Raw genomic sequence first — 19,839 nt, 5'->3', positions numbered from 1 at the left:
CGTGAACCGCTGCGCAGGCCGAGGGGCTCGTCCACAATCGACGGGTCCGCTGATTTCGGCGGTCGTGACCTTTCCGTTACAGTCTGGGGTCGGTTCGCCCAACGGCGGCCGACACCCATCCCCCACCACGGCAGATTGAGGACGTTCTATGGGCAACCACCGAGCGCATCGCGGCCCCCGCCGCAGCACCTCGGCAGCACCCGTCGTCGCCGTCCCCGTCGTGGGCAAGCGCAGGGCCACCGCCCCCGCTCGACGCAGTCCCCTCCTCCGCTCCCTCCCCTCGGCGCCGATCCTCCTCGGCGTCACCGCCCTCGCCATCTCGGCCGGCGGAGCCGTCACCGCCTCGGACGCCGACCTCGCCGGTCAGGTCACCTCGGGCAGCACCTCGATCGCCGCCGCCGGCACCATGGGCATCGCCCAGGTCGCTCCGACGACCACCACCCGCGACGCCGTCGTGTCGCGTGACTCCCGCCGCGACGCCCAGGCCGACGCGGCCAACCAGGAGCTCATCGAGGCCGCCGAGGCGCAGGCCAAGGAGCAGCACGCCGCGCTCGAGCAGTTCGCCCAGGCCGCCGAGAAGCAGTCCGCCAAGATCCGGGAGAACCAGTGGGTCCTCCCGCTGGAGAGCTACCGGATCTCCGCGACCTTCGGCGCCTCCAGCTACCTGTGGTCCAGCGTCCACACCGGGCTCGACATGTCGGCCCCGTCCGGCACCGCGATCCGCGCCATCGCCAACGGCGTGATCACCGAGACCGGCTACGACGGCTCCTACGGCAACAAGACCGTCCTCACCCTCGAGGACGGCACCGAGCTGTGGTTCTGCCACCAGACCTCGATCGACGTCAGCGTCGGCGACACCGTCCGCGGTGGCGAGGTCATCGGCACCGTCGGCTCCACCGGCAACTCCACCGGCCCGCACCTCCACCTCGAGGTCCGTCCCGGCGGCGGCGACCCGGTCGACCCCTTCACCGCGCTCCTCGAGCACGGTGTGACGCCCTGACCTGATCTGACCCGCGCCCGGGCGATGTCTCGGGTTCGTCCGGACGCCACAACTGGCGGGCGCCGACGCCTCCCGCGCCAGCAGCACGTTGTACGCCGCCAGCTGCACAGCCGGAGCCGAGGCAGTACGTCGCCAGCCGCCATTTCCCCGTCACCGCGGGGCACCGAGCCGTGGCGCTCAGGCGGAACCGGCGTCCCCTGGCGATCACTGCGTCCCCCCACACAGCCCGTCCAGCAGCTGGCGGGAGGCGACAACTCCGGCGCCGATAGACATGTCGTACGCCGCCAGTTCTGCAAGCAGCGCCGAGCAGCCCGCCACCCCCTCCACCAACTGGCGGGAGGCGACACCACCATCGCCGGCCAGCACGTCGTACGCCGCCAGTCTCGCGACAGGCGCCGGGACGCATGTCGCACGCCGCCAGTCTCTCGACCGGCGCCGCCCGGCCGGCCGGCGCCGGGCGGGCGCCCGATCGCGAGCCCCGGGTCACCCCGCTACAGCTAGAGCTTCTCCACCGGCGCGTAGCGCAGCAGCAGCCGCTTGACGCCCTCGGACCCGAAGTCGATCGAGGCGACCGCCTTGTCGCCCGCTCCCTCGAGCGTCACGACCGTGCCCAGCCCGAACGAGTCGTGCAGCACCCGGTCGCCGGGCTCCAGCGACGGGATCTCGCGGGCCGGCTTGGCCTTGGACATCGCGTCGGCGCGGGCGGCGGCCGAGGAGAAGTTGCGGCGACCGGCCGCGGTGGGTGCGCCCAGCCGCGCGGCGGAGTTGGCGGCCAGGTCGGGGCGGCCCCAGCGGGTCTGCGCCTCGGCGGTGCGACGCCAGTCGACGAGGTCGACGGGCAGCTCGTCGAGGAAGCGGCTGGCCGGGTTGTGCGACGGGGCGCCCCAGGCGGAGCGCACCATCGCGCGGGAGACGTAGAGCCGCTCGCGGGCCCGGGTGACGCCGACGTAGGCGAGGCGGCGTTCCTCCTCCAGCTCGGTCTGGTCGCCCAGGGACCGCTGGTGCGGGAAGACGCCGTCCTCGAGGCCGGACAGGAACACGACGGGGAACTCCAGCCCCTTGGCGGTGTGCAGGGTCATCAGGGTGACCACGCCGACGTCCTCGCCGTCGGGGGCGTCGGGGATCTGGTCGGCGTCGGCGACCAGGGCGACCCGCTCGAGGAAGTCACCCAGCCCGACACTGACGACGCCCTCCTCGACCTCCGCCGGGTCGGCGCTCGGGCCGGGCTGCGGGTCGTCGGAGAACTCGCGGGCCACGGCGACGAGCTCGGCGAGGTTCTCCACGCGGGTGGCGTCCTGGGGGTCGTCGCTGGCCTCGAGCTCGGTGAGGTAGCCCGAGCGCTCGAGCACCGACTCGAGCACCACGTCGGGGCGCTCCCCCGCGTCGACCATCGACTGGAGCTCCTGGACCATCGCGACGAAGCCCTGGATGTTCTTGAGGCTGCGCGTGGCCAGGCCGGGCGCCTGGTCGGCGCGGACGAGGGCCTCCCAGAAGGTGATCCGCTCGCGCTCGGCCAGCGCCTGGACGCACGCCTCGGCCCGCTCGCCGATGCCGCGCTTGGGGGTGTTGAGCACCCGCCGGACGGAGATCTGGTCGGCGGTGTTGACCAGCATCCGCAGGTAGGCCAGTGCGTCGCGCACCTCGCGCCGCTCGTAGAAGCGCACCCCACCGACGACCTTGTAGGGCTGGCCGGTGCGGATGAACACCTCCTCGAAGACGCGTGACTGGGCGTTGGTGCGGTAGAAGACGGCCACGTCCGAGGGCTTGCGACCCGCGTCGACGAGCTTGTCGATCTCCTCGCTGACGAAGCGGGCCTCGTCGTGCTCGTCGTCGGCGACGTAGCCGACGATCCGCTCGCCGTCGCCGGCCTCGGACCACAGGCGCTTGTCCTTGCGGGAGGCGTTGTTGGAGATGACCGAGTTGGCGGCGGTCAGGATGGTCTGGGTCGAGCGGTAGTTCTGCTCGAGCATGATCGACGTCGCGTCGGGGAAGTCCTGCTCGAAGTCCATGATGTTGCGGATGTTGGCGCCGCGGAACGCGTAGATCGACTGGTCGGCGTCACCGACGACCATCAGCTCGCTGGGCTCGTCGCCCGGGCCGTCGCCGCGCTCGAGGTCGTGGCCGCAGAGCTGGTGGATCAGGGCGTACTGCGCGTGGTTGGTGTCCTGGTACTCGTCGACGAGCACGTGCCGGAACCGGCGGCGGTAGTTCTGCCGGATGTCCGGGAAGGCCTGGAACAGGTGCACGGTCAGCATGATGAGGTCGTCGAAGTCGAGGGCGTTGGCCTCGCGCAGGCGCCGCTGGTAGGTCGTGTAGGCCTTGGCGTAGGCCTCCTCGAAGCCGTTGCGGGCGTCCTTGGTGGCGTCCTCGGGGTCGCGCAGCTCGTTCTTGTGGTTGCTGACCCAGTGGAGCACCGCGCCGGGCTGGTGGCGCTTGGGGTCGAGCTCGAGGTCCTTGAGCACCAGCGTCATCAGGCGCTTGGAGTCGGCGGAGTCGTAGATCGAGAAGTTGGACTTGAAGCCGAGCCGGTCGATCTCCTTGCGCAGGATGCGCACGCAGGCGGAGTGGAAGGTGCTGACCCACATGATCCGGGCACGCCGGCCGACGAGCTCCTCGACGCGCTCCTTCATCTCGGCCGCGGCCTTGTTGGTGAAGGTGATCGCCAGGATCGACCCGGGGTGGGCGTTGCGCTCGGAGATGAGCCACGCGATGCGGCGGGTGAGCACCCGGGTCTTGCCCGAGCCCGCGCCGGCGACCACCAGGAGCGGCGCCCCGGCGTGCACGACGGCGGCCGCCTGGGGCTCGTTGAGACCCTCGAGCAGCTCCTCGCGGGAGGGCCCGCTGCGGGTGCTGCGGGCCTCCCCGACGGGCGGGGCGGACTCGAAGCCGGGCAGCGGGAAGGGGATGCTCATCTCGTCCCCAACCCTACGTCGCGGGACGGACAGTCGCGGACCCGATCAGGCGGCGTGGGCGGGCGCCCAGAAGATGGCCACCCCGATGTTGAGCACGGTGAGCAGGAGCAGCCCGACCCACAGCCCCTGCGGGATGCTGGGCTTGCGCACGTTGGCCATCACCAGCACCAGGAGCACCAGGGCGACGGCGAACTTCACCGCGATCTTGGTGTGGTCGACGGCGGTGTCCCCGGCCTCGAGGACACCGACGAGGAGCAGGCCGGTGAGGAAGGCCGTGCCGATCCCGTCACGCATCGCGGGGTTGACCCGCTTGTCGGTGTCGCGCGCCTGGACCACGAGTCCACCGAGGAGCGCGGCGAAGCCGAGGACGTGCAGGAACAGCAGGACCAGGCGCAGGATCTCCATGGCCGCAGCCTAGTGGTCAGGCCTTGCGTCCCTTGCGGGGCTGGGGGCGTACGACGAGCACCGGGCACGGCGCGTAGTGCTGCACCCGCTGGGCGGTGCTGCCCACCAGCACGCTGTCGCTCAGGCCGCGGCCACCGGCGGCGACCACGACCAGCCCGGCGTCGTACTGCTTGGCCGCCTTGATGATCTCGTTGGCCGCCGACCCGCTGCGGATCCGCTTGTGGACCTTGGGGCCCCAGCCGTCGAAGACCGCCGCGATCGAGGCGACCGCGCTCTCCGCGGCGTCGCGGAACGATCCGACGGGCCACGCGCCCTTGGTGTCGGACACGTCATCGGCGAACGCGACCGAGGCGAGCGGGCGGATCACCGCGACCACCGAGATGTCGGTGACCTTGTCCGGGTCGGCGAAGGACTTGAGGTGCTTGGCGGCCGCGAGCGACTGCCGCGATCCGTCCGTGGCGACGATGACGTGCATGTCAGACCTCCAGGTCACTTGTCGAGGGGCGGGGCGGTGGCGGCGGTGCCCTTGCTGCCGAAGAGCTTCTCGGCGACGTACAGCACGCCACCGACGGCGAGCAGGCCGGCGCACCAGAACAACGACGTCGGGTCGTCGTAGATCGCGTAGTAGAGGATGGCGAGGTTGCCGATCAGCCCCACGATGAGCAGCGGCGTGTTGGCGCGGAACGCCCGCTCGTCCTCGTCCTGTCCACGCAGCTTGAGGCAGGTCACGATCACGAGCGCGTAGATCGCCAGCAGGAAGACCACGGTGACGAGCGCGAGCCGCTCGACCACGTCGAGCGAGCCGCCCGCCTGCGTGACCAGGGTGCCGGTGATGAGCAGGCCGCCCACCACCAGCCCGCTGAACAGCAGGCCCACCCAGGGGCTGCGCCGGGTCGGGTGGATCTTGGCGAACACGCCCGGCACCACGTCCTCGCGCGCCATGCCGTAGAGGATGCGCGGCTGCGTCACGAGGGTGACCAGGGTGGTGTTGGTGATCGCGACGAGCGCGATGACGGTGAAGATCGTCGTCATCAGGTCCGTGGAGAAGGGCAGGATCCCCTGCTTGACCACCTCGAGCAGCGCGACGTCAGAACCGGCGAGCTGGTCGGTCGGCACCGTCAGGGCGGCGGCCATGGAGACCAGCACGTAGACGATGCCCGCGACGATCATGCCGCCCACGAGGGAGCGCGGGAACGCCTTGTACGGGTCGATGGTCTCCTCCGCCACGTTGGCGGTGTTCTCGAAGCCGGTCATGGCAAAGAAGGAGAGCGCCACTCCCGCGAGGACCGCCAGCGCCGGGTTGCCGGAGACGCTGATGTCGGTGAGCGTGCCGAAGTCGGCGTTGCCCTCGGCGACGTACCAGACGCCGATGATCATGACGATGATCAGCCCGCTCAGCTCGACGAACGTCATCAGCATGTTCATCACCACCGACTCGGTGATGCCGATGTAGTTGATGAGCACCAGGGCGGCGACGAAGACGAGCGAGACGAGCAGCGCCGGCGGTCCGCCGCCGTCGAGGAGCTCGGAGAAGTACGACGCGAAGCCCGCGGCGAGCGAGCCCGTCGCCGCGAAGCTCGCGGCCAGGAAGGACACGGTCACCAGGAAGGTGAGCGCCTTGTTGTTGAAGGCCTTCTGGACGTACAGCGAGGAGCCCGCGGCCTGCGGGTACTTGGTGACCAGCTCGGCGTACGCCGCACCGGTGATCGCCGCGACCGTGACACCGGCCGCGAAGGCGATCCAGAACGCTCCACCGACCGCCGCGGCGACCAGTCCGATCAGGACGTAGATGCCCGACCCGAGGACGTCCCCGAGCGTGTAGAAGAACAGCTGCACCCCGGTGATGGACCGCTTGAGGCCGCTGTCGTCGTCCTCGTCGATGCGGTTGCTGCTGGTGACGGTGGAGTCGGCCACGGGTGGCCCTCACTTCCCGAGTGGAGTTGTGGAATCCCCCAACCCGACCGGAAGGAGGGAACCTTTGTCAATCCACTACACCCCGTCGGTGCTCACAGCAGGCGACGGTCCGAGGCCCACCGGGTGAGCTCGTGGCGGCTCGACAGCTGGAGCTTGCGCAGCGTCGAGGACATGTGGGTCTCGACGGTCTTGACGGAGATGAACAGCTCGCGGGCGACCTCCTTGTAGGCGTAGCCACGGGCGATGAGGCGCATCACCTCGCGCTCGCGCTCGGTGAGCCGGTCGAGGTCCTCGTCGACCGCGGCGACGTCGATGGAGCCGGCGAAGGCGTCGAGGACGAAGCCGGCCAGCCGCGGGGAGAAGACGGCGTCGCCGTCGGCCACCCGGGCGATCGCGTCCACGAGCTCGGGACCGGTGATGGTCTTGGTGACGTAGCCGCGCGCACCGCCGCGGATGGTGCCGATGACGTCCTCGGCGGCGTCGCTCACCGACAGCGCGAGGTAGCGCGCCTGCGGCGAGGGCGCCTGGCGCATCACCTCCACGCCCCCTCCCCCGGGCAGGTGCACGTCGAGGAGCACCACCAGCGGCTGGTGCTCGCGGATGGCGGCGACCGCCTCCGCGACGTCGGCCGCCTCGGCGACGACGTCGACCTCCCCGGCACCCGCTCCCGCGAGCTCGGCGCGCACCCCCGCACGGAACATCGCGTGGTCGTCGACGATCACGACCCTCACCGGACGGACGGGACGGGCGGTCTCGGTCATGACTCTCCTCGTGCTGCGGGGTTGGTGCGCAGGGGCATGTGCAGGCGGACCTCGGTGCCGGCACCGGGCGACGTACGGACCTCCGCACTGCCGCCGTGACGGGCCATGCGGTCGATGATGCTGCTGCGGACGCCGTGGCGGTCGGCCGCCACCGCGTCGAGGTCGAAGCCGGCGCCGCGGTCGCGGACGAAGACCTCGACCGCGTCGGGCGTCGCCTCGACGTAGACGTCGACGCGCGGCACCCCGGCATGCCGGGCGGCGTTGACCACCGCCTCGCGCGTGGCGTTGGCGACGGTGCGCACGGCCTCGGAGTCGGCGCAGTCGCCCACGGTGACGACGTCGACGACCACCGGGTGGGTCTCCTCCACCGAGGCGGCCACGTCGCGCAGCGCCCCGGCCAGGGTGGTGTCGTCGGTCGCCTCGCCCTCGAAGAGCCAGGTGCGCAGGTCGCGCTCCTGGGCCCGGGCGAGCCGGGCGACGGTGGTCGCGTCGCCCGAGTTCTTCTGGATCAGGGCCAGGGTCTGGAGCACCGAGTCGTGCAGGTGCGCGGCCATGTCGGCCCGCTCCTGGGTGCGGACCCGCTCGGCCCGCTCGGCGCCGAGGTCGTTGACCAGGCGCAGCGCCCACGGTCCGACGACGAGCGCGAGCCCCAGGATGCCGAGCAGCCCGGCCACCACGACCGGGCCGGCGAACCGGACCGAGCCGGTGGTGACGCCGAAGACCACGAGGGCGACCACGACCAGTCCCAGGCCGATGAGGACCCGGGCGTACGCCGCCCAGCCGCCGTTGCCGAAGACCGCGCGGAAGGGGTCGATCCGGCCCGTGGAGTCGAGCCACCGCTCGCGCTGGGCCTCGTCGGCCTGGCGCCACAGCAGCGCGATGCCCGCGACCCCGAGGACCACCGGCCAGAACAGCACGCCCTGGCCGAAGACCGCCTCGAAGCCCAGCACCCCACCGAAGAGGAGGGCGCCGATCGCGATCGCCGGCCCGGCGCTCGCGAGCCGTCCCACCCGCCGCGGCCGGCGTCCCCCGCGACGGGCGCTGGCCAGGCCGGGCGCCTCGTCGGCGAACCGGCTGTCCGCCGGCAGGAAGACCCACAGCGCGGCGTACAGCAGGATGCCGAGGCCGTCGATCAGCGCGAGCACCACGAACCCCACCCGCACCCACAGCACGGCGATGCCGAGGTGGCGCGCGAGGCCGGCCGCGACGCCGCCCGCCACGGGGGCGGACGTGTCGCGGTAGGCACGGCGTACGGACAGTGGGGAACTCATCGTGCCACCATCGTCGCAGGCCAGGACGACCCTTCCCATGAGGCACGACCCCGACTCGACCCTGAGGTCCGACCCCGTGGGCACCGGCAGCTTTCAGGGTCGTCACCGATGGTCCGACGACGACGCAGAGCCCACGCTGGAGCCATGGACACGACCACACCCCCTCCCGACCAGCCGGAGCCGCCGGCCACCGACCCCCCGGCGCCGGTCACCCCGCCGACCACCGAGGGTCCCCGCGTCTCCCGCGAGGAGATGCGCGACCTCGGGCGGCTCCGCCGCTCGGTCACCGACCGCCGCGTCGCCGGCGTCGCCGGTGGGCTGGCCCGCCACCTCGACGTCGACCCGATCATCGTGCGCGTCGCGCTGGTGGTGCTGGTCTTCTTCGGCGGCTCGGGCCTCCTCCTGTACGCCGCCGGCTGGCTGCTGGTGCCCGAGGAGGGCACCGCCGACCAGCCGCTCGGCCTCGACGAGCGCAGCCGCCGGATCGCGCTGATCGGCGCGGGAGTGCTGGCCGCACTGGCCGCTCTCGGCGACTGGGCCGGCGCGTTCTGGTTCCCCTGGCCGGTCGTCATCGTCGGGCTGGTCGTCCTGTGGTTCCTCAACCGCAACCAGCAGCACGCGGTCCGACCCACCTCGGGCTACGGGTCGAGCCTCACCGGCTCGACGTACGACGGCTTCGAGCAGGCAGGCCCCGCCTACGCGGGACCGACGTACACCGGCCCCACCTACGACCCCGCCGCCTACGTGCGTCCCCGCAACCCCCGCAAGCGGGGGCCCCTCCTCTTCTGGTCGACCCTGGCGCTCATCGCGATCGGGATCGGCACGCTGGGCGTCATCGACGCCGCCGGCACCGACGTCCCCGACGCCGGCTACGCCGCCCTCGCCATGGCCGTCACCGGCGTGATGCTGGTCCTCGGCGCCTTCTGGGGCCGTGCCGGCGGGCTCATCCTGGTGGGTCTGATCGCCGCGGTCGCCACGGTCGCCGGCACGGCGTCCGAGGACCTGGAGGGCACCCGTCTCGCCTACGCCCCCACCACCGTGGGCGAGGTGCGCGACAGCTACGACCTCGGGACCGGCGAGATGACGCTGGACCTGTCCGGCATCACCGACGTCGACGGCCTCGACGGCCGCGACATCACCGTCGACGGCGGTGTGGGCACCGTCGAGGTCGTCGTCCCCCGGGGCATGGACGTCTCGGTCGACGCCTCGGCCGGCGTCGGCAACGTCGAGGTCTTCGAGCAGGAGAGCGGTGGCTTCGACGTCCAGCAGGACGGCTTCGTCGACGGGGGCGACGAGGTCCCCGACATGACCATCGAGGTGGACCTGGGCATCGGCCAGGTCACCGTGCGCGAGCAGTGAGGACGAGACGATGAGCAACGACGAGAGCTACGACGGTCCCCGCGACCGCAGCGACATCCACCAGAACACCAGCCAGGGCCTCGAGGAGGACCTGCGCGACCACGAGCGCTCGCAGACCGCGGCGCTCGTCCCCGAGGCGGTCCGCGACACCTCCGGACGTCACCCCGTCAACGTCGGGCACCTGGTGATGGGCGTGGCCTTCCTCGGCCTCACCGCCATCTGGGCGCTCTTCGAGTCCGGCACCATCGGCTCGGACGACCTGCGCTGGCTGATGCCGCTCCCCTGGCTGGCGGCCGGCGTGGCCGGCCTGCTGGCGGTCGTGCTGACCGGCCGCCGCCGCGGGGACGCGTCGACGTACTAGCGCTCAGTCCTGGTCGGCGAGCCAGTCGGCCAGGGCCCGCGCGGCGATGTCGGGGTTGTCGGAGAAGAGTCCGTCGACCCCGGCACCGAGGAACGCCAGCGACTCGGCGTACATGTCGCCGGGCGCGTTCGGGTCCGTCCCGACGCGGAAGTCGGTGGCCATGAACTGGTTCTCCCGGCGCAGCGTCCACACGTGCACGACGAGGCCCGCCGCGTGGGCGTCGTCCACCACCGCCGACGGGGCACCCGTGGCGCCGGAGGCGTCGCGCGGCAGCACCCAGTTCTTCGCGGCGCCCAGGCCGTCGGCGTACGTCGCGATCGTCCGCAGGCCGGCGGCCGTCACCATCGAGGCGTAGGTCGTGCCGGGCAGGTCGAAGGGACCACCCGCGCCGTCGACGAGCTGGGCGAGGTCCACGTCGACCATCGTGTCGAGGTCGCGGAGGTTGGAGACCTCGAAGGACTGGATGACGACCTCGTCGTCGGCGTCGTCCAGCTTCCGCTTCTCGAGCGCGGCCACGAGCGGCTCCTCGAGGGACAGCCCGATGGAGTCGAAGTACGTCGGGTGCTTGGTCTCCGGGTAGACGCCGACGCCCTCGCGCCGGGCCAGCTTGAGCACCTCGTCCAGGGTCGGGACGCGGAAGCCGCCGTCGTACGCCGTGTTGTCCGGGCGTACGCCGGGCAGCCGCTCGACGGCCCGCAGCGTGCGCAGCTCCTTGTAGGTGAAGTCCTCGGTGAACCACCCGGTCACCGTCCGGCCGTCGATGACCTTGGTGGTGCGCCGGTCGGCGAACTCGGGGCGGTCGGCGACGTCGGTGGTGCCGCTGATCTCGTTCTCGTGGCGGGCGACGAGGACGCCGTCCTTGGTCGAGACCAGGTCGGGCTCGATGTAGTCGGCGCCCTGGCGGATGGCGAGCTCGTACGCCGCGATCGTGTGCTCGGGGCGGTAGCCGGAGGCGCCGCGGTGGCCGATCACCACGGGGTCGGCCGACAGGTCGGTGCTGGGTCCCGCCTGCGCGGCGGTGGGGACGAGGAGGGTGGTCGCGGCGGCGGTCAGGGCGACGGCGGCGGCGATGCTGGTCTTCCGAGAGGTCATGCCCCGGAGCCAAACGAGCGCGGACGGCCGGGCCGCGAGCGCGGGGTGAACGTCAGGTGACGCGTCCGACGACATCCGGCGCGCGGACCTCGCGGGCGGTCCGGAGCGCGATCTCGGGGTGGTCGGTGATGACGCCGTCCACCCCGGCGTCGAGGAGCGCGCGCACCTCGCCGGACATGTCGCCGGGGGCGTCGAGGGCGCTGCCGCGACGCAGGTTGGTGGGCAGGAAGCGGTTCTCGGCGCGCACCGTCCAGACGTGCACGGTCAGCCAGGCCCGGTGCGCGTCGCGGACCAGCCGGGACGGTTCGCCCACCGCCCCGTCGGCATCGCGCGGCAGGACCAGTGCCTTGTGCGGGCCGATCCCGTCGGCGTAGTCGTCGATCCACGCCAGCCCGTCGCGGGTGACGAGGTCGCCGTACGTCGTCGGGTCGCCGAGCGCGACCAGGTCGGCGGGCCGGCGGTGGGCCACGTCGAGGAGCTGGACGACGGGCAGCCGGGTGCGACCGGCCAGCCGCCGCAGGACGGTCGTCTCGAAGGACATCAGGGTGACGCGCGCCCAGGGGTGGTCGAGCCCGTGCCGGGCCAGGTCGACCAGCAGGGGGCGGTCCAGCGGCAGCCCGATCGCGTCGAAGTACGCCGCGTGCTTGAGCTCGACCATCACGCCCACGGTGCGCCCGCGTCGTACGGACTCGGCGCCGACCATGGCGAGCACCTCGGTGAAGGTCGGAACTCCCTCGACCCCGTCGTACGCCGTGTTGTCCGGGCGCAGGCGCGGCATCCGCTCGCGCGCCGCGAGGGTCTTGAGCTGGGCCAGGGTGAGGTCCTCGACGAACCAGCCCGTCAGCTCGGTGCCGTCGATGGTGCGGGTGGTGCGCAGGTGCGCCAGCTCGGGGTGGTCGGCGACGTCGGTGGTGCGGCTGATCTCGGACTCGTGGCGGGCGACGAGCACGCCGTCGCGGGTGATGACGAGGTCGAGCTCGATGTCGTCGACGCCCATCCGGATCGCGGTCCGGTAGGCGTCCAGGGTGTGCTCGGGGCGGTGCCCGCTGGCGCCGCGATGGGCCACGACCGCCGGGGTCAGGACGAGGCTGGAGGTCCGGTCGAGGAGCGGTCCGGTCGTGCCGAGCACGGTCATGGGACCACGGTCGGGTCCGCACGAGGCGGCGGCGGGACGCCCGCACGACGTCAGGGTGAATGGCACATGATGGTCGGGTGACGCTGCCGAGCTTTCCGCGACTCGAGTCCCTGCCCGTCCTCGACCACCTCGACCTGGTCGCCCCTCCGGTGGCCGCGGCGCTGGCCTCGTGGCCGGCGGCGGACCGGGCGGCGGTGGTCGAGATCGATCCGGACCTCGCCGACACGGCCGCGATGACGGCGGAGTACGACCTGCCGCTCGCCGCGTCGGGCAACTGCGTGGTCGTCACGGGCCGCCGCTCCGGTGAGGAGCGCACCGCCGCCTGCGTGGTCCGCGCCGACACCCGGGCCGACGTCAACACCCTGGTCCGGCGCCTGCTCGACGTCCGCAAGGCCACCTTCCTGGCGATGGACCGCGCCGTCGAGGAGTCCGGCATGGAGCACGGCGGGATCACCCCCGTCGGGCTGCCGGCGGGCTGGCGGTTGCTCGTCGACGAGCGGCTGCTGGACGAGCCGGTGGTGATCCTGGGCGCCGGCGTACGACGATCCAAGCTGCTCCTGCCCGGCAGCACCCTGGCGGACCTCCCGGGCGCCGAGGTCGTGCCCGCCCTGGGGACGTGAGCGTGGAACCCGAGCCGATCACCCCGCTCGCGCCCCGGGCCGCCGGTCGCACGGTCTTCACCCAGCGCTGGTCGGAGCTGGCCTTCCTGCACTGGGCGGTGCCGCCGGAGCGGGTGCAGCCGTACCTGCCGGCCGGGACGCGCCCCGACACGCTGGACGGGACGACGTACGTCGGGCTGATCCCGTTCTGGATGCAGGGCATCGGGCTCCTCGGCGGCCCCGGCCTGCCCTACGTCGGGTCGTTCCACGAGACCAACGTGCGTCTCTACTCGGTCGACGAGCAGGGTCGCCGGGGCGTGGTCTTCGTCAGCCTGGACGCGTCGCGGCTCGCGCCCGTCCTGGCCGCTCGCGGCGGTCCCCGGCTGCCCTACCTGTGGTCGCGGATGCGTCGTCGGCGGTCGGGGACGCAGGTGACCTACACGTGCCGGCGGCGGTGGCCCGGGCCGCGCGGCGCCCGGTCCCGGATCGCGGTGAGCGTCGGCGCGCGCCTCGAGGCCGGCGAGCTGGAGCACTTCCTCACGGCCCGGTGGGGGCTGCACCTGGTCGACCGGGGCGGACGCACCCGCTTCTGGCCCAACGAGCACCCGATCTGGCCGCTGCACCACGCCGTCGTCGACGAGCTCGACGACGAGCTCCTCGCCGCGGCGGGCTTCGGCGACCTGGCCGCCCGGGCGCCGGACCACGTGATGTTCTCGCCCGGGGTCGACGTGGTCTTCGGTCCGCGGCTGCGCCGCTGAGCAACGGTCCTTGCGATCGTGACAGTAACGGTGTCACAGTTGGCCCCATGAAGCTCTCCATGCCGCTCATGTACGCCGGGAACCCGCGCGAGGCCGCCGACCAGGTCAGCGCCCTCGAGAAGGCGGGCCTCGACACCGTCTGGGTGGCGGAGGCCTACGGCTTCGACTCCCCCACGCTGATGGGCTACCTCGCGGCCAAGACCGAGACGATCGAGATCGGCTCGGCGATCCTCAACATCTACTCCCGCACCCCCGGAGCGCTGCTGCAGACCGCGGCCGGACTCGACAACGTCTCCGGCGGCCGCGCGATCCTCGGCCTCGGCGCGAGCGGGCCCCAGGTCATCGAGGGCTTCCACGGGGTCCCCTACTCCAAGCCGCTGGGCCGCACCGCCGAGGTGATCGACATCGTGCGCCGCGGGCTCAAGCGCGAGCCGCTGACCAACGACGGCATCATCAAGCTGCCGCTGACCAAGGAGGACGGCGCGGTCACCGGCCTCGGCAAGGCGCTCAAGATCCTCACCCACCCCGACCGCGACACCATCCCGATCTACATCGCCGGCCTCGGCCCCAAGAGCGTCGAGCAGGCCGCCGAGATCGCCGACGGGTGGATCCCGATCCTGTTCCACCCCGAGAAGGCGCACCTGGTGTGGGGTGACGCGCTCGCGGCCGGGAAGGCCAAGCGCTCGGCCGGCCTGGGCCCGCTCGAGATCAACGCCGGCGGCATGGTCGCCATCGGTGAGGGCCCGGAGACCAAGGCGCTGCTCGACCTCGCCCGCCCGACCTTCGCGCTGTACGTCGGGGGCATGGGCGCCCGGGGCAAGAACTTCTACAACGACGTCGCCCGCTCCTACGGCTACGAGAAGGAGGCCGCGGAGATCCAGGACCTCTACCTCTCGGGCAAGAAGAAGGAGGCCGAGGCGCTGGTCCCCACCGAGTGGCTGGAGGCGGCCAACCTCGTCGGCCCCGCGTCTTACGTGAAGGAGCGGATCGCCGCCTTCCGCGAGGCCGGCATCACCAACCTCTCGCTCACGCCCGCGACCGACGACCCGGCGGCGACCATCGCACAGGTGAAGGAATGGGTCTCCTGACCCGAGGGGGCCGCCCTCGGCTGCTGGCCCATCCCCGCCGCTACGACAACCTCCGACGGATCCGCGCCCTCGACCCCGAGCGGGACGCCGACGAGATCCTCGGCCTCACCGCGCGCCGCGAGTTCCCGTGGGACTACTCGCAAGGGACCGGGATCGCCTTCATGCGCGACTACGGAGTGCCGCCCATCGCCCGGCTCCTGCACGAGACCGGTGAGTTCGAGCACGACGGCATGAAGCGCTACGACGACACGATCCTCATCGGCCAGGAGGCCACCGTCGACGGGATCGACAGCGAGCGTGGGCACGCCGCCGTACGCCGCCTCAACCGGATCCACGGCCACTACGACATCCCGAACGACGAGCTCGCCTACGTGCTGGCCACCACCATCGTCGGCCCGGTGCGCTGGATCTCGCTCTACGGCTGGCGCCCGCTCGACCCCCACGAGCTGGTCGCGATCACCCGGGTGACCACGCGCTTCGGCGAGCTGATGGGCATCAAGGACCTGCCCACGACGTACGACGGCTACCTGGCGCTCCTCATCGACTACGAGCGCGCGCACTTCGAACCCACGCCCGCCGGCCACGCCGTCGCCGAGGCGACGATCGCGATCGGGAGCAGCGTCGTGCCCGCGCCGCTGCGCCCCCTGGTCCGGCGGGTGTCGATCGCGATCATGGACGAGCCGCTGCGCATCGCGCTCGGGATGCCCGAGCAGCCCGCCTGGCTCGGCCGGCTGGTCCGCCGCAGCCTGCGGGCACGCGGGTTCCTGCTGCGCTTCGCTCCCCCGCGCCGCGAGGAGTTCCGCCACCGCGCGACCACCTACCCCGGCGGGCACCGGCTCTCCGACCTCGGCCCGCTGTCCATGCTCGACGCCCTCAACTCCCCCTCGAACGCCGGTCCCACCCTCCCTAGGAGCACCCATGCCTGAGCGCCCGTCGATCCTCGAGCAGGAGCACGAGGACTTCCGCGCCACCGTCCGCACGTTCATGGAGCGCGAGGTCGCGCCGTACCACGCGAAGTGGGAGGCCGACGGCGTCGTCGACCGCGACGTGTGGCGCAAGGCGGGCGACGCGGGGTTGCTCTGCTTCGACGTCGAGGAGGAGTACGGCGGCGCCGGGATCTCGGACTTCCGCTACAACATGGTGCTCGCCGAGGAGGCCGCCCGGGTCGGGGCCTCCGGGCCCGGTTTCGCCGTGCACACCGACATCATCGTGCCCTACATCTCCACCCTCGGGACCGAGGAGCAGAAGCGGCGCTGGCTGCCCGGGCTCGTGTCCGGCGACCTGATCTCGGCGATCGCGATGACCGAGCCGGGCGCCGGCTCGGACCTGCAGGGCATCCGTACGACGGCGGTCGACGCCGGCGACCACTACGTGCTCAACGGGTCCAAGACCTTCATCAGCAACGGGATCCTGTCCGACCTCGTGATCGTCGTCTGCCGCACCGATCCCGAGGCCGGTCACCAGGGCATCAGCCTGCTCGTGGTCGAGCGCGGGATGGAGGGCTTCGAGCGGGGTCGCAACCTCGACAAGATGGGGCTGCACGCCCAGGACACCGCCGAGCTGTCGTTCACCGACGTCCACGTCCCGAAGGCCAACCTGCTCGGCTCTCCCGGGTCGGGATTCGTCTCGTTGATGGAGAACCTGCCCCAGGAGCGGATCTCGATCGCCTGCATCGCGGTCGCCGCGATCGAGCACGTGCTGGAGCTCTGCCTGGCCTACGCCAAGGAGCGCGAGGCGTTCGGCAAGCCGATCGGGAAGTTCCAGCACAACCGGTTCGTGCTGGCCGAGATGGCGACCGAGGCCCACATCGCCCGGGTCTTCGTCAACGACTGCGTGCTGCGGCTCAACGCCGGCACCGTCGACACCTCGGTCGCGTCGATGGCGAAGTGGTGGACCACCGAGCTGCAGAAGCGGGTCGTGGACGCGGGCGTCCAGCTGCACGGCGGCTACGGCTACATGAGCGAGTACCCGATCTCCAAGGCCTACACCGACTCCCGGATCCAGACGATCTACGGCGGGACCACCGAGATCCAGAAGGAGATCATCGGGAGGATGCTCGGGCTGTAGGCCGGCTCATCGGTCAGAGCGGCACGTCGTCCGGGACGATCCGGGTGACCACGACGTCGGACCCCTCCCGCTCGGCGACGAGGCGCGAGCCTTCCAGCCGCCCGATCGACTCGCGCACCACCGCCAGGTCGAGGTGGGTGTCGTGGGCGATGTCGGCGTCGCGGACGGGGACGACGTTCGGTCCCCACTCCTCGGGCGGCACCTCGAAGGGGTCGAAGTCCGTCTGCGCGGCCGCCCAGAGCTGCAGGGCGGACTCGTGCACGATGTCGTCGGTGGTGTGGTCGTCCGGCATCTACGCGACGCTACCTGTCGTCCAGCCTGCTAGTCGACGACGAAGGTGATGGACTCCCGAGCCCGCCTGGCCATGTCCACCAGCTCCCTCGGCGCGTCGTTGTCGCGCCACTGGTCGACCACGACCGGAGTCCCCTCGATGTCCAGGACCCAGAAGTCGATGACGACGCTCTCGGGATTGGGACCTGCGCCGGAGTAGGTGATGCCGCGACCGCCGCCGAGAACTGTCTGGGCGACGCGGTAGTAATTCGGACAGTCGACGTCGATCCGTAGCCGCAGGTGGAGCGCAGCGCGCCCGAAGACCTCCGTCGGCGTCGGCGACTCGAGGACCGTGCTCCGCGGCAGCTCGGTCAGCCGCTGCGCGAGGTCCTGCGCGGTCTCGCCCAGATCCGAGGTCGTACGGTCGCGGAGACAGCCCGAGCCGTCGGCCAGCGCGGAGGGCATGTAGGCACCGAAGCCGGCAAAGGTCGCGTAGGCGTAGTGCACGACCGGGAAGCCAGAATTTTGCCAGTTCGTCCCCTCGACGGCCAGGTGGACCTCGATGGCCCCACCGGACGCGTCGGTGCCAATGGGCAGCCGGTAGGTGACCCCTGACCTGAGCGGGACTCCGCCGTCGGGCAGGGGCTCGGGCGTCGAGGAGTCGGCTCGTGTGCCGGCGGGACCGGGTCCGGTGCCGGGGTCGGCGAGGTCGGCGAGGTCGGCCTGCAGGACGCCGGCGGCGGCCGAGCCCACGAGCACGGTCGCGGCGGCGACGGCACCGAGCCGCACGACGGTGCGACGACGACGGCGTACGCGACCCCCGTTGATCATGCCGACGACGTCGGGCGGCGGAGCGGTCCGCCTCTCCGCCTCGCGCGTGAGGGTGACTCGGAGGTTCTCGTCGAGACTCATGACGTGCTCACCGCCTCTCCCACCCCTGCGGCCGCCAGGGCCCGCCGCAGGGCTCCTACCGCCGCCGCCGACTGAGACTTCACGGTGCCCCTCGCACACCCGAGCGCCTCCGCGATCTGGGCTTCGGTCAGTCCCTCGTAGTAGCGCAGCACGATCACCGCTCGCTGCCTCTCGGGAAGGGCGCACACCAGCGGCCAGAGCAGGCAGTGGTCCAGCACCTGCAGCTCCTCGGACTCCCCCTGGATCTCCGGCAGCCGCTCGCTGGGCCTCTCGCGGTTCCAGGCGCGGCGGCGGCTGGAGACCAGGGTGGTGGCGAGCATGCGGCGCACGTAGGCCTCGGGGTGCTCCACACGGCTGATGCGGTCCCAGTTCACGTAGGCCTTCTCCAGCGTGGTCTGCAGGAGGTCCTCGGCGCCCGTCGGCGACGCGGCCAGCAGGTAGGCGAGGCGGTAGAGCGACGTCCAGCGGGCGGCGACGAAGTCGGCGAAGTCCTGGTCGTCGGTCATCGGTCGATCCCTTCCACCGAGACGTCCCACAACGATGATGTGCCCTCCGCGGCCGCATGGCTACGGACACTTCTTCAACGCTTTGGCGCGGATGCTCGGTTCGGTCGGTCCTCTATCCTTCTCGCCATGCGAATCTCGGGGGTTCCTCTTGCACGACGCTGCCTGGCCACGCTCGCCCTGTGGGCGACCGCAGCCGCGACCCTGGCGGCGCCGACGCCGGCGCTCGCCGCCCCCGGAGGCGGCGGCGCCGAGCCCGGGTCGCTGACCGGCTACGCGTTCGACACATGTGCGGCCCCGGCGCAGGAGGTGATGGACGCGTGGCGGCTGTCGTCGCCGTACGCCGGCATCGGCATCTACGTCGGCGGCAGCAACCGCCTGTGCGACCAGCCCGAGCTCGACGCGGACTGGGTGGGCACCCAGCAGCGCCGTGGCTGGCACCTGTTGCCGCTGTGGGTCGGCCCGCAGGCCAGCTGCTCGGGGTATCCCGACGTCATGTCGTCCGACGTGGCCGGTGCCGGCCGCGAAGGGCGTCGCGAGGCCGCGGCCGCGGTGAGCACCGCGCGCGGTCTCGGCATCGGCCGGGGCAGCACGTTGTACTACGACCTCGAGGACTACGACATCGCCCCGGACGACTGCCGCCGAGCGGCGCTGTCGTTCCTCTCCGGGTGGACGAAGGCCCTGCGCGGCTCGGGCTACCGCTCGGGCGTCTACTCCAACATCGCCGCCGCGATCACCTCCCTGGACTACGCGAACCGCGTCTCCCGCGGCTCCTATGCGATGCCCGACGACATCTGGTTCGCCTGGGACAACGGCCGGTCGGACGTGCGCACCGACAAGCGCGTGCTGAGCGACGAGTGGGACGACCACGACCGCGTCCACCAGTACGCGCTCGACGTCACGCAGGCGTTCGGCGGCTACCCGATGGTCGTCGACGCCAACTGGGTCGACGTCGGTCGTGGGTCGGTCGCGCCCCGCAGCCGTCCACTGTGCCGTGGCGTGGACGTGGACCTGCGCCGCTACCCGACCCTGGGCAAGGGAAGAAGCGGTGACGCCGTCCGAGCCGCGCAGTGCCTGCTGCGCCGTCAGGGTGTCCTGAAGGCACCCCTCACCGGCCGGTACGACGCACGCACGGCCGCCGCGGTCGGCAAGGCCCAGCGCAGGCTCGACCTGCCCGAGACCGGCCGCCTCACCCGCAGCACCTGGACCGCGTTGCTCGCCCGGGGCGGACAGCCGCTGCTCAAGGTGGGCGACACCGGCACGGGGGTGCTCCGGCTCCAGCGCGCCCTCACCGCGGCGCTCGGCCGGCCCGTCCGCATCGACGGCGTCGTCGACAAGGGGACCGCCCGCGCCGTGGCGGCGTACCAGCGCAAGGTCGGGCTGCCGGCGACCGGGGTGGTCACCCCCGAGGTGTGGGACAGCCTGACCTGAC

At 72.0% G+C, this 19,839-nt stretch carries 20 protein-coding genes; 9 read left to right on the top strand and 11 right to left on the bottom strand.

The genetic code is table 11. From position 1 onward, the window contains the following. Positions 1-148 precede the first annotated feature (148 nt). The gene (locus ASG88_RS10010) at positions 149-1,000 is read left to right on the top strand and encodes a M23 family metallopeptidase (RefSeq protein WP_056887255.1); all 852 of its coding nucleotides are present in this window, start codon (positions 149-151) and stop codon (positions 998-1,000) included. 497 nt (positions 1,001-1,497) lie between these two features. Here ASG88_RS10010 and pcrA read toward each other — a convergent pair whose 3' ends face one another. The 6 genes from pcrA to ASG88_RS09980 form a co-directional block, all read right to left on the bottom strand. Next, entirely contained in the window at positions 1,498-3,912 is a 2,415-nt protein-coding gene (gene pcrA, locus ASG88_RS10005) for a DNA helicase PcrA (protein WP_056887254.1), read from the bottom strand. Between the two features lie 45 nt (positions 3,913-3,957). Beyond that, positions 3,958-4,317: a hypothetical protein gene (locus ASG88_RS10000; protein WP_056887253.1), complete on the bottom strand. Its 360-nt coding sequence runs from the start codon at positions 4,315-4,317 to the stop codon at positions 3,958-3,960. Between the two features lie 16 nt (positions 4,318-4,333). Continuing rightward, positions 4,334-4,792, bottom strand: a complete 459-nt coding sequence (locus ASG88_RS09995; protein ID WP_056887252.1) for a universal stress protein — start codon at positions 4,790-4,792, stop codon at positions 4,334-4,336. Between the two features lie 14 nt (positions 4,793-4,806). Beyond that, entirely contained in the window at positions 4,807-6,231 is a 1,425-nt protein-coding gene (locus ASG88_RS09990) for an APC family permease (protein WP_200956402.1), read from the bottom strand. Positions 6,232-6,323: 92 nt separating this feature from the next. Then, a complete protein-coding gene (locus tag ASG88_RS09985) occupies positions 6,324-6,992 on the bottom strand; it encodes a LuxR C-terminal-related transcriptional regulator (RefSeq protein WP_056887251.1) in 669 nt (222 codons plus the stop codon). Next, positions 6,989-8,263: an ATP-binding protein gene (locus tag ASG88_RS09980; RefSeq protein ID WP_056887424.1), complete on the bottom strand. Its 1,275-nt coding sequence runs from the start codon at positions 8,261-8,263 to the stop codon at positions 6,989-6,991. The genes ASG88_RS09985 and ASG88_RS09980 overlap by 4 nt, the downstream gene beginning before the upstream one ends. 144 nt (positions 8,264-8,407) lie before the next feature. Between ASG88_RS09980 and ASG88_RS09975 the strand changes: the two genes are divergently transcribed. Continuing rightward, on the top strand, positions 8,408-9,622 hold the full coding sequence (locus ASG88_RS09975; RefSeq protein WP_056887250.1) for a PspC domain-containing protein: 1,215 nt from the start codon (positions 8,408-8,410) through the stop codon (positions 9,620-9,622). 10 nt (positions 9,623-9,632) lie between these two features. Then, positions 9,633-9,983 carry a hypothetical protein gene (locus ASG88_RS09970; RefSeq protein WP_056887249.1) on the top strand — a complete coding sequence of 117 codons (351 nt, stop codon included), beginning with the start codon at positions 9,633-9,635 and terminating at the stop codon, positions 9,981-9,983. Between the two features lie 3 nt (positions 9,984-9,986). Here ASG88_RS09970 and ASG88_RS09965 read toward each other — a convergent pair whose 3' ends face one another. Together ASG88_RS09965 and ASG88_RS09960 are read right to left on the bottom strand one after the other, a co-directional pair. Then, entirely contained in the window at positions 9,987-11,075 is a 1,089-nt protein-coding gene (locus ASG88_RS09965) for a glycerophosphodiester phosphodiesterase (RefSeq protein ID WP_056887248.1), read from the bottom strand. Between the two features lie 52 nt (positions 11,076-11,127). Then, entirely contained in the window at positions 11,128-12,210 is a 1,083-nt protein-coding gene (locus tag ASG88_RS09960) for a glycerophosphodiester phosphodiesterase family protein (RefSeq protein WP_082600186.1), read from the bottom strand. A 77-nt stretch (positions 12,211-12,287) separates the two neighbouring features. Between ASG88_RS09960 and ASG88_RS09955 the strand changes: the two genes are divergently transcribed. From ASG88_RS09955 to ASG88_RS09935, 5 genes are read left to right on the top strand one after another with little or no spacing between them, the layout of a single operon-like run. Then, positions 12,288-12,830 carry a YbaK/EbsC family protein gene (locus ASG88_RS09955; protein WP_235534791.1) on the top strand — a complete coding sequence of 181 codons (543 nt, stop codon included), beginning with the start codon at positions 12,288-12,290 and terminating at the stop codon, positions 12,828-12,830. Further along, positions 12,827-13,567, top strand: a complete 741-nt coding sequence (locus tag ASG88_RS09950; protein ID WP_235534790.1) for a YqjF family protein — start codon at positions 12,827-12,829, stop codon at positions 13,565-13,567. Before ASG88_RS09955 ends, ASG88_RS09950 begins: the two co-directional genes overlap by 4 nt. 47 nt (positions 13,568-13,614) lie before the next feature. After that, entirely contained in the window at positions 13,615-14,655 is a 1,041-nt protein-coding gene (locus ASG88_RS09945) for an LLM class F420-dependent oxidoreductase (protein WP_056887245.1), read from the top strand. Next, positions 14,643-15,581 carry an oxygenase MpaB family protein gene (locus tag ASG88_RS09940; RefSeq protein ID WP_082600185.1) on the top strand — a complete coding sequence of 313 codons (939 nt, stop codon included), beginning with the start codon at positions 14,643-14,645 and terminating at the stop codon, positions 15,579-15,581. The genes ASG88_RS09945 and ASG88_RS09940 overlap by 13 nt, the downstream gene beginning before the upstream one ends. Beyond that, the gene (locus ASG88_RS09935) at positions 15,574-16,722 is read left to right on the top strand and encodes an acyl-CoA dehydrogenase family protein (RefSeq protein ID WP_056887244.1); all 1,149 of its coding nucleotides are present in this window, start codon (positions 15,574-15,576) and stop codon (positions 16,720-16,722) included. The genes ASG88_RS09940 and ASG88_RS09935 overlap by 8 nt, the downstream gene beginning before the upstream one ends. A 13-nt stretch (positions 16,723-16,735) precedes the next feature. On the opposite strand, the gene ASG88_RS09930 is transcribed toward ASG88_RS09935, so the two are convergent. From ASG88_RS09930 to ASG88_RS09920, 3 genes are read right to left on the bottom strand one after another with little or no spacing between them, the layout of a single operon-like run. Then, positions 16,736-17,014, bottom strand: a complete 279-nt coding sequence (locus tag ASG88_RS09930; RefSeq protein WP_056887243.1) for a hypothetical protein — start codon at positions 17,012-17,014, stop codon at positions 16,736-16,738. A 29-nt stretch (positions 17,015-17,043) separates the two neighbouring features. Then, on the bottom strand, positions 17,044-17,904 hold the full coding sequence (locus ASG88_RS09925) for a hypothetical protein (protein WP_056887242.1): 861 nt from the start codon (positions 17,902-17,904) through the stop codon (positions 17,044-17,046). Next, positions 17,901-18,410 carry a SigE family RNA polymerase sigma factor gene (locus tag ASG88_RS09920; protein WP_056887241.1) on the bottom strand — a complete coding sequence of 170 codons (510 nt, stop codon included), beginning with the start codon at positions 18,408-18,410 and terminating at the stop codon, positions 17,901-17,903. The genes ASG88_RS09925 and ASG88_RS09920 overlap by 4 nt, the downstream gene beginning before the upstream one ends. A 126-nt stretch (positions 18,411-18,536) precedes the next feature. Here ASG88_RS09920 and ASG88_RS09915 point away from each other — a divergent pair, with 126 nt between their 5' ends. After that, the gene (locus tag ASG88_RS09915; protein WP_082600184.1) at positions 18,537-19,838 is read left to right on the top strand and encodes a glycoside hydrolase domain-containing protein; all 1,302 of its coding nucleotides are present in this window, start codon (positions 18,537-18,539) and stop codon (positions 19,836-19,838) included. Position 19,839 lies beyond the last annotated feature (1 nt).

Origin of the sequence: Nocardioides sp. Soil777 (genome assembly GCF_001428425.1) — a bacterium.
GTDB classification, from domain to species: domain Bacteria; phylum Actinomycetota; class Actinomycetes; order Propionibacteriales; family Nocardioidaceae; genus Nocardioides; species Nocardioides terrigena.
Note: the sequence above shows the minus strand (reverse complement) of the source record. Positions and strands in the feature narration are given on the sequence as shown.

Bases quoted from the DNA above. Each gene is read 5' to 3' on its own strand.
- ASG88_RS10010 (WP_056887255.1), top strand. From the start codon at position 149: ATGGGCAACCACCGAGCGCATCGCGGCCCCCGCCGCAGCACCTCGGCA.
- ASG88_RS09915 (WP_082600184.1), top strand. From the start codon at position 18,537: ATGCGAATCTCGGGGGTTCCTCTTGCACGACGCTGCCTGGCCACGCTC.
- ASG88_RS09940 (WP_082600185.1), top strand. From the start codon at position 14,643: ATGGGTCTCCTGACCCGAGGGGGCCGCCCTCGGCTGCTGGCCCATCCC.
- ASG88_RS09920 (WP_056887241.1), bottom strand. From the start codon at position 18,410: ATGACCGACGACCAGGACTTCGCCGACTTCGTCGCCGCCCGCTGGACG.
- ASG88_RS09995 (WP_056887252.1), bottom strand. From the start codon at position 4,792: ATGCACGTCATCGTCGCCACGGACGGATCGCGGCAGTCGCTCGCGGCC.
- ASG88_RS09975 (WP_056887250.1), top strand. From the start codon at position 8,408: ATGGACACGACCACACCCCCTCCCGACCAGCCGGAGCCGCCGGCCACC.
- ASG88_RS09985 (WP_056887251.1), bottom strand. From the start codon at position 6,992: ATGACCGAGACCGCCCGTCCCGTCCGTCCGGTGAGGGTCGTGATCGTC.
- ASG88_RS09930 (WP_056887243.1), bottom strand. From the start codon at position 17,014: ATGCCGGACGACCACACCACCGACGACATCGTGCACGAGTCCGCCCTG.
- ASG88_RS09965 (WP_056887248.1), bottom strand. From the start codon at position 11,075: ATGACCTCTCGGAAGACCAGCATCGCCGCCGCCGTCGCCCTGACCGCC.
- ASG88_RS09960 (WP_082600186.1), bottom strand. From the start codon at position 12,210: ATGACCGTGCTCGGCACGACCGGACCGCTCCTCGACCGGACCTCCAGC.
- ASG88_RS09945 (WP_056887245.1), top strand. From the start codon at position 13,615: ATGAAGCTCTCCATGCCGCTCATGTACGCCGGGAACCCGCGCGAGGCC.
- ASG88_RS10000 (WP_056887253.1), bottom strand. From the start codon at position 4,317: ATGGAGATCCTGCGCCTGGTCCTGCTGTTCCTGCACGTCCTCGGCTTC.
- ASG88_RS09925 (WP_056887242.1), bottom strand. From the start codon at position 17,904: ATGAGTCTCGACGAGAACCTCCGAGTCACCCTCACGCGCGAGGCGGAG.
- ASG88_RS09935 (WP_056887244.1), top strand. From the start codon at position 15,574: ATGCCTGAGCGCCCGTCGATCCTCGAGCAGGAGCACGAGGACTTCCGC.
- ASG88_RS09980 (WP_056887424.1), bottom strand. From the start codon at position 8,263: ATGAGTTCCCCACTGTCCGTACGCCGTGCCTACCGCGACACGTCCGCC.
- ASG88_RS09970 (WP_056887249.1), top strand. From the start codon at position 9,633: ATGAGCAACGACGAGAGCTACGACGGTCCCCGCGACCGCAGCGACATC.
- pcrA (WP_056887254.1), bottom strand. From the start codon at position 3,912: ATGAGCATCCCCTTCCCGCTGCCCGGCTTCGAGTCCGCCCCGCCCGTC.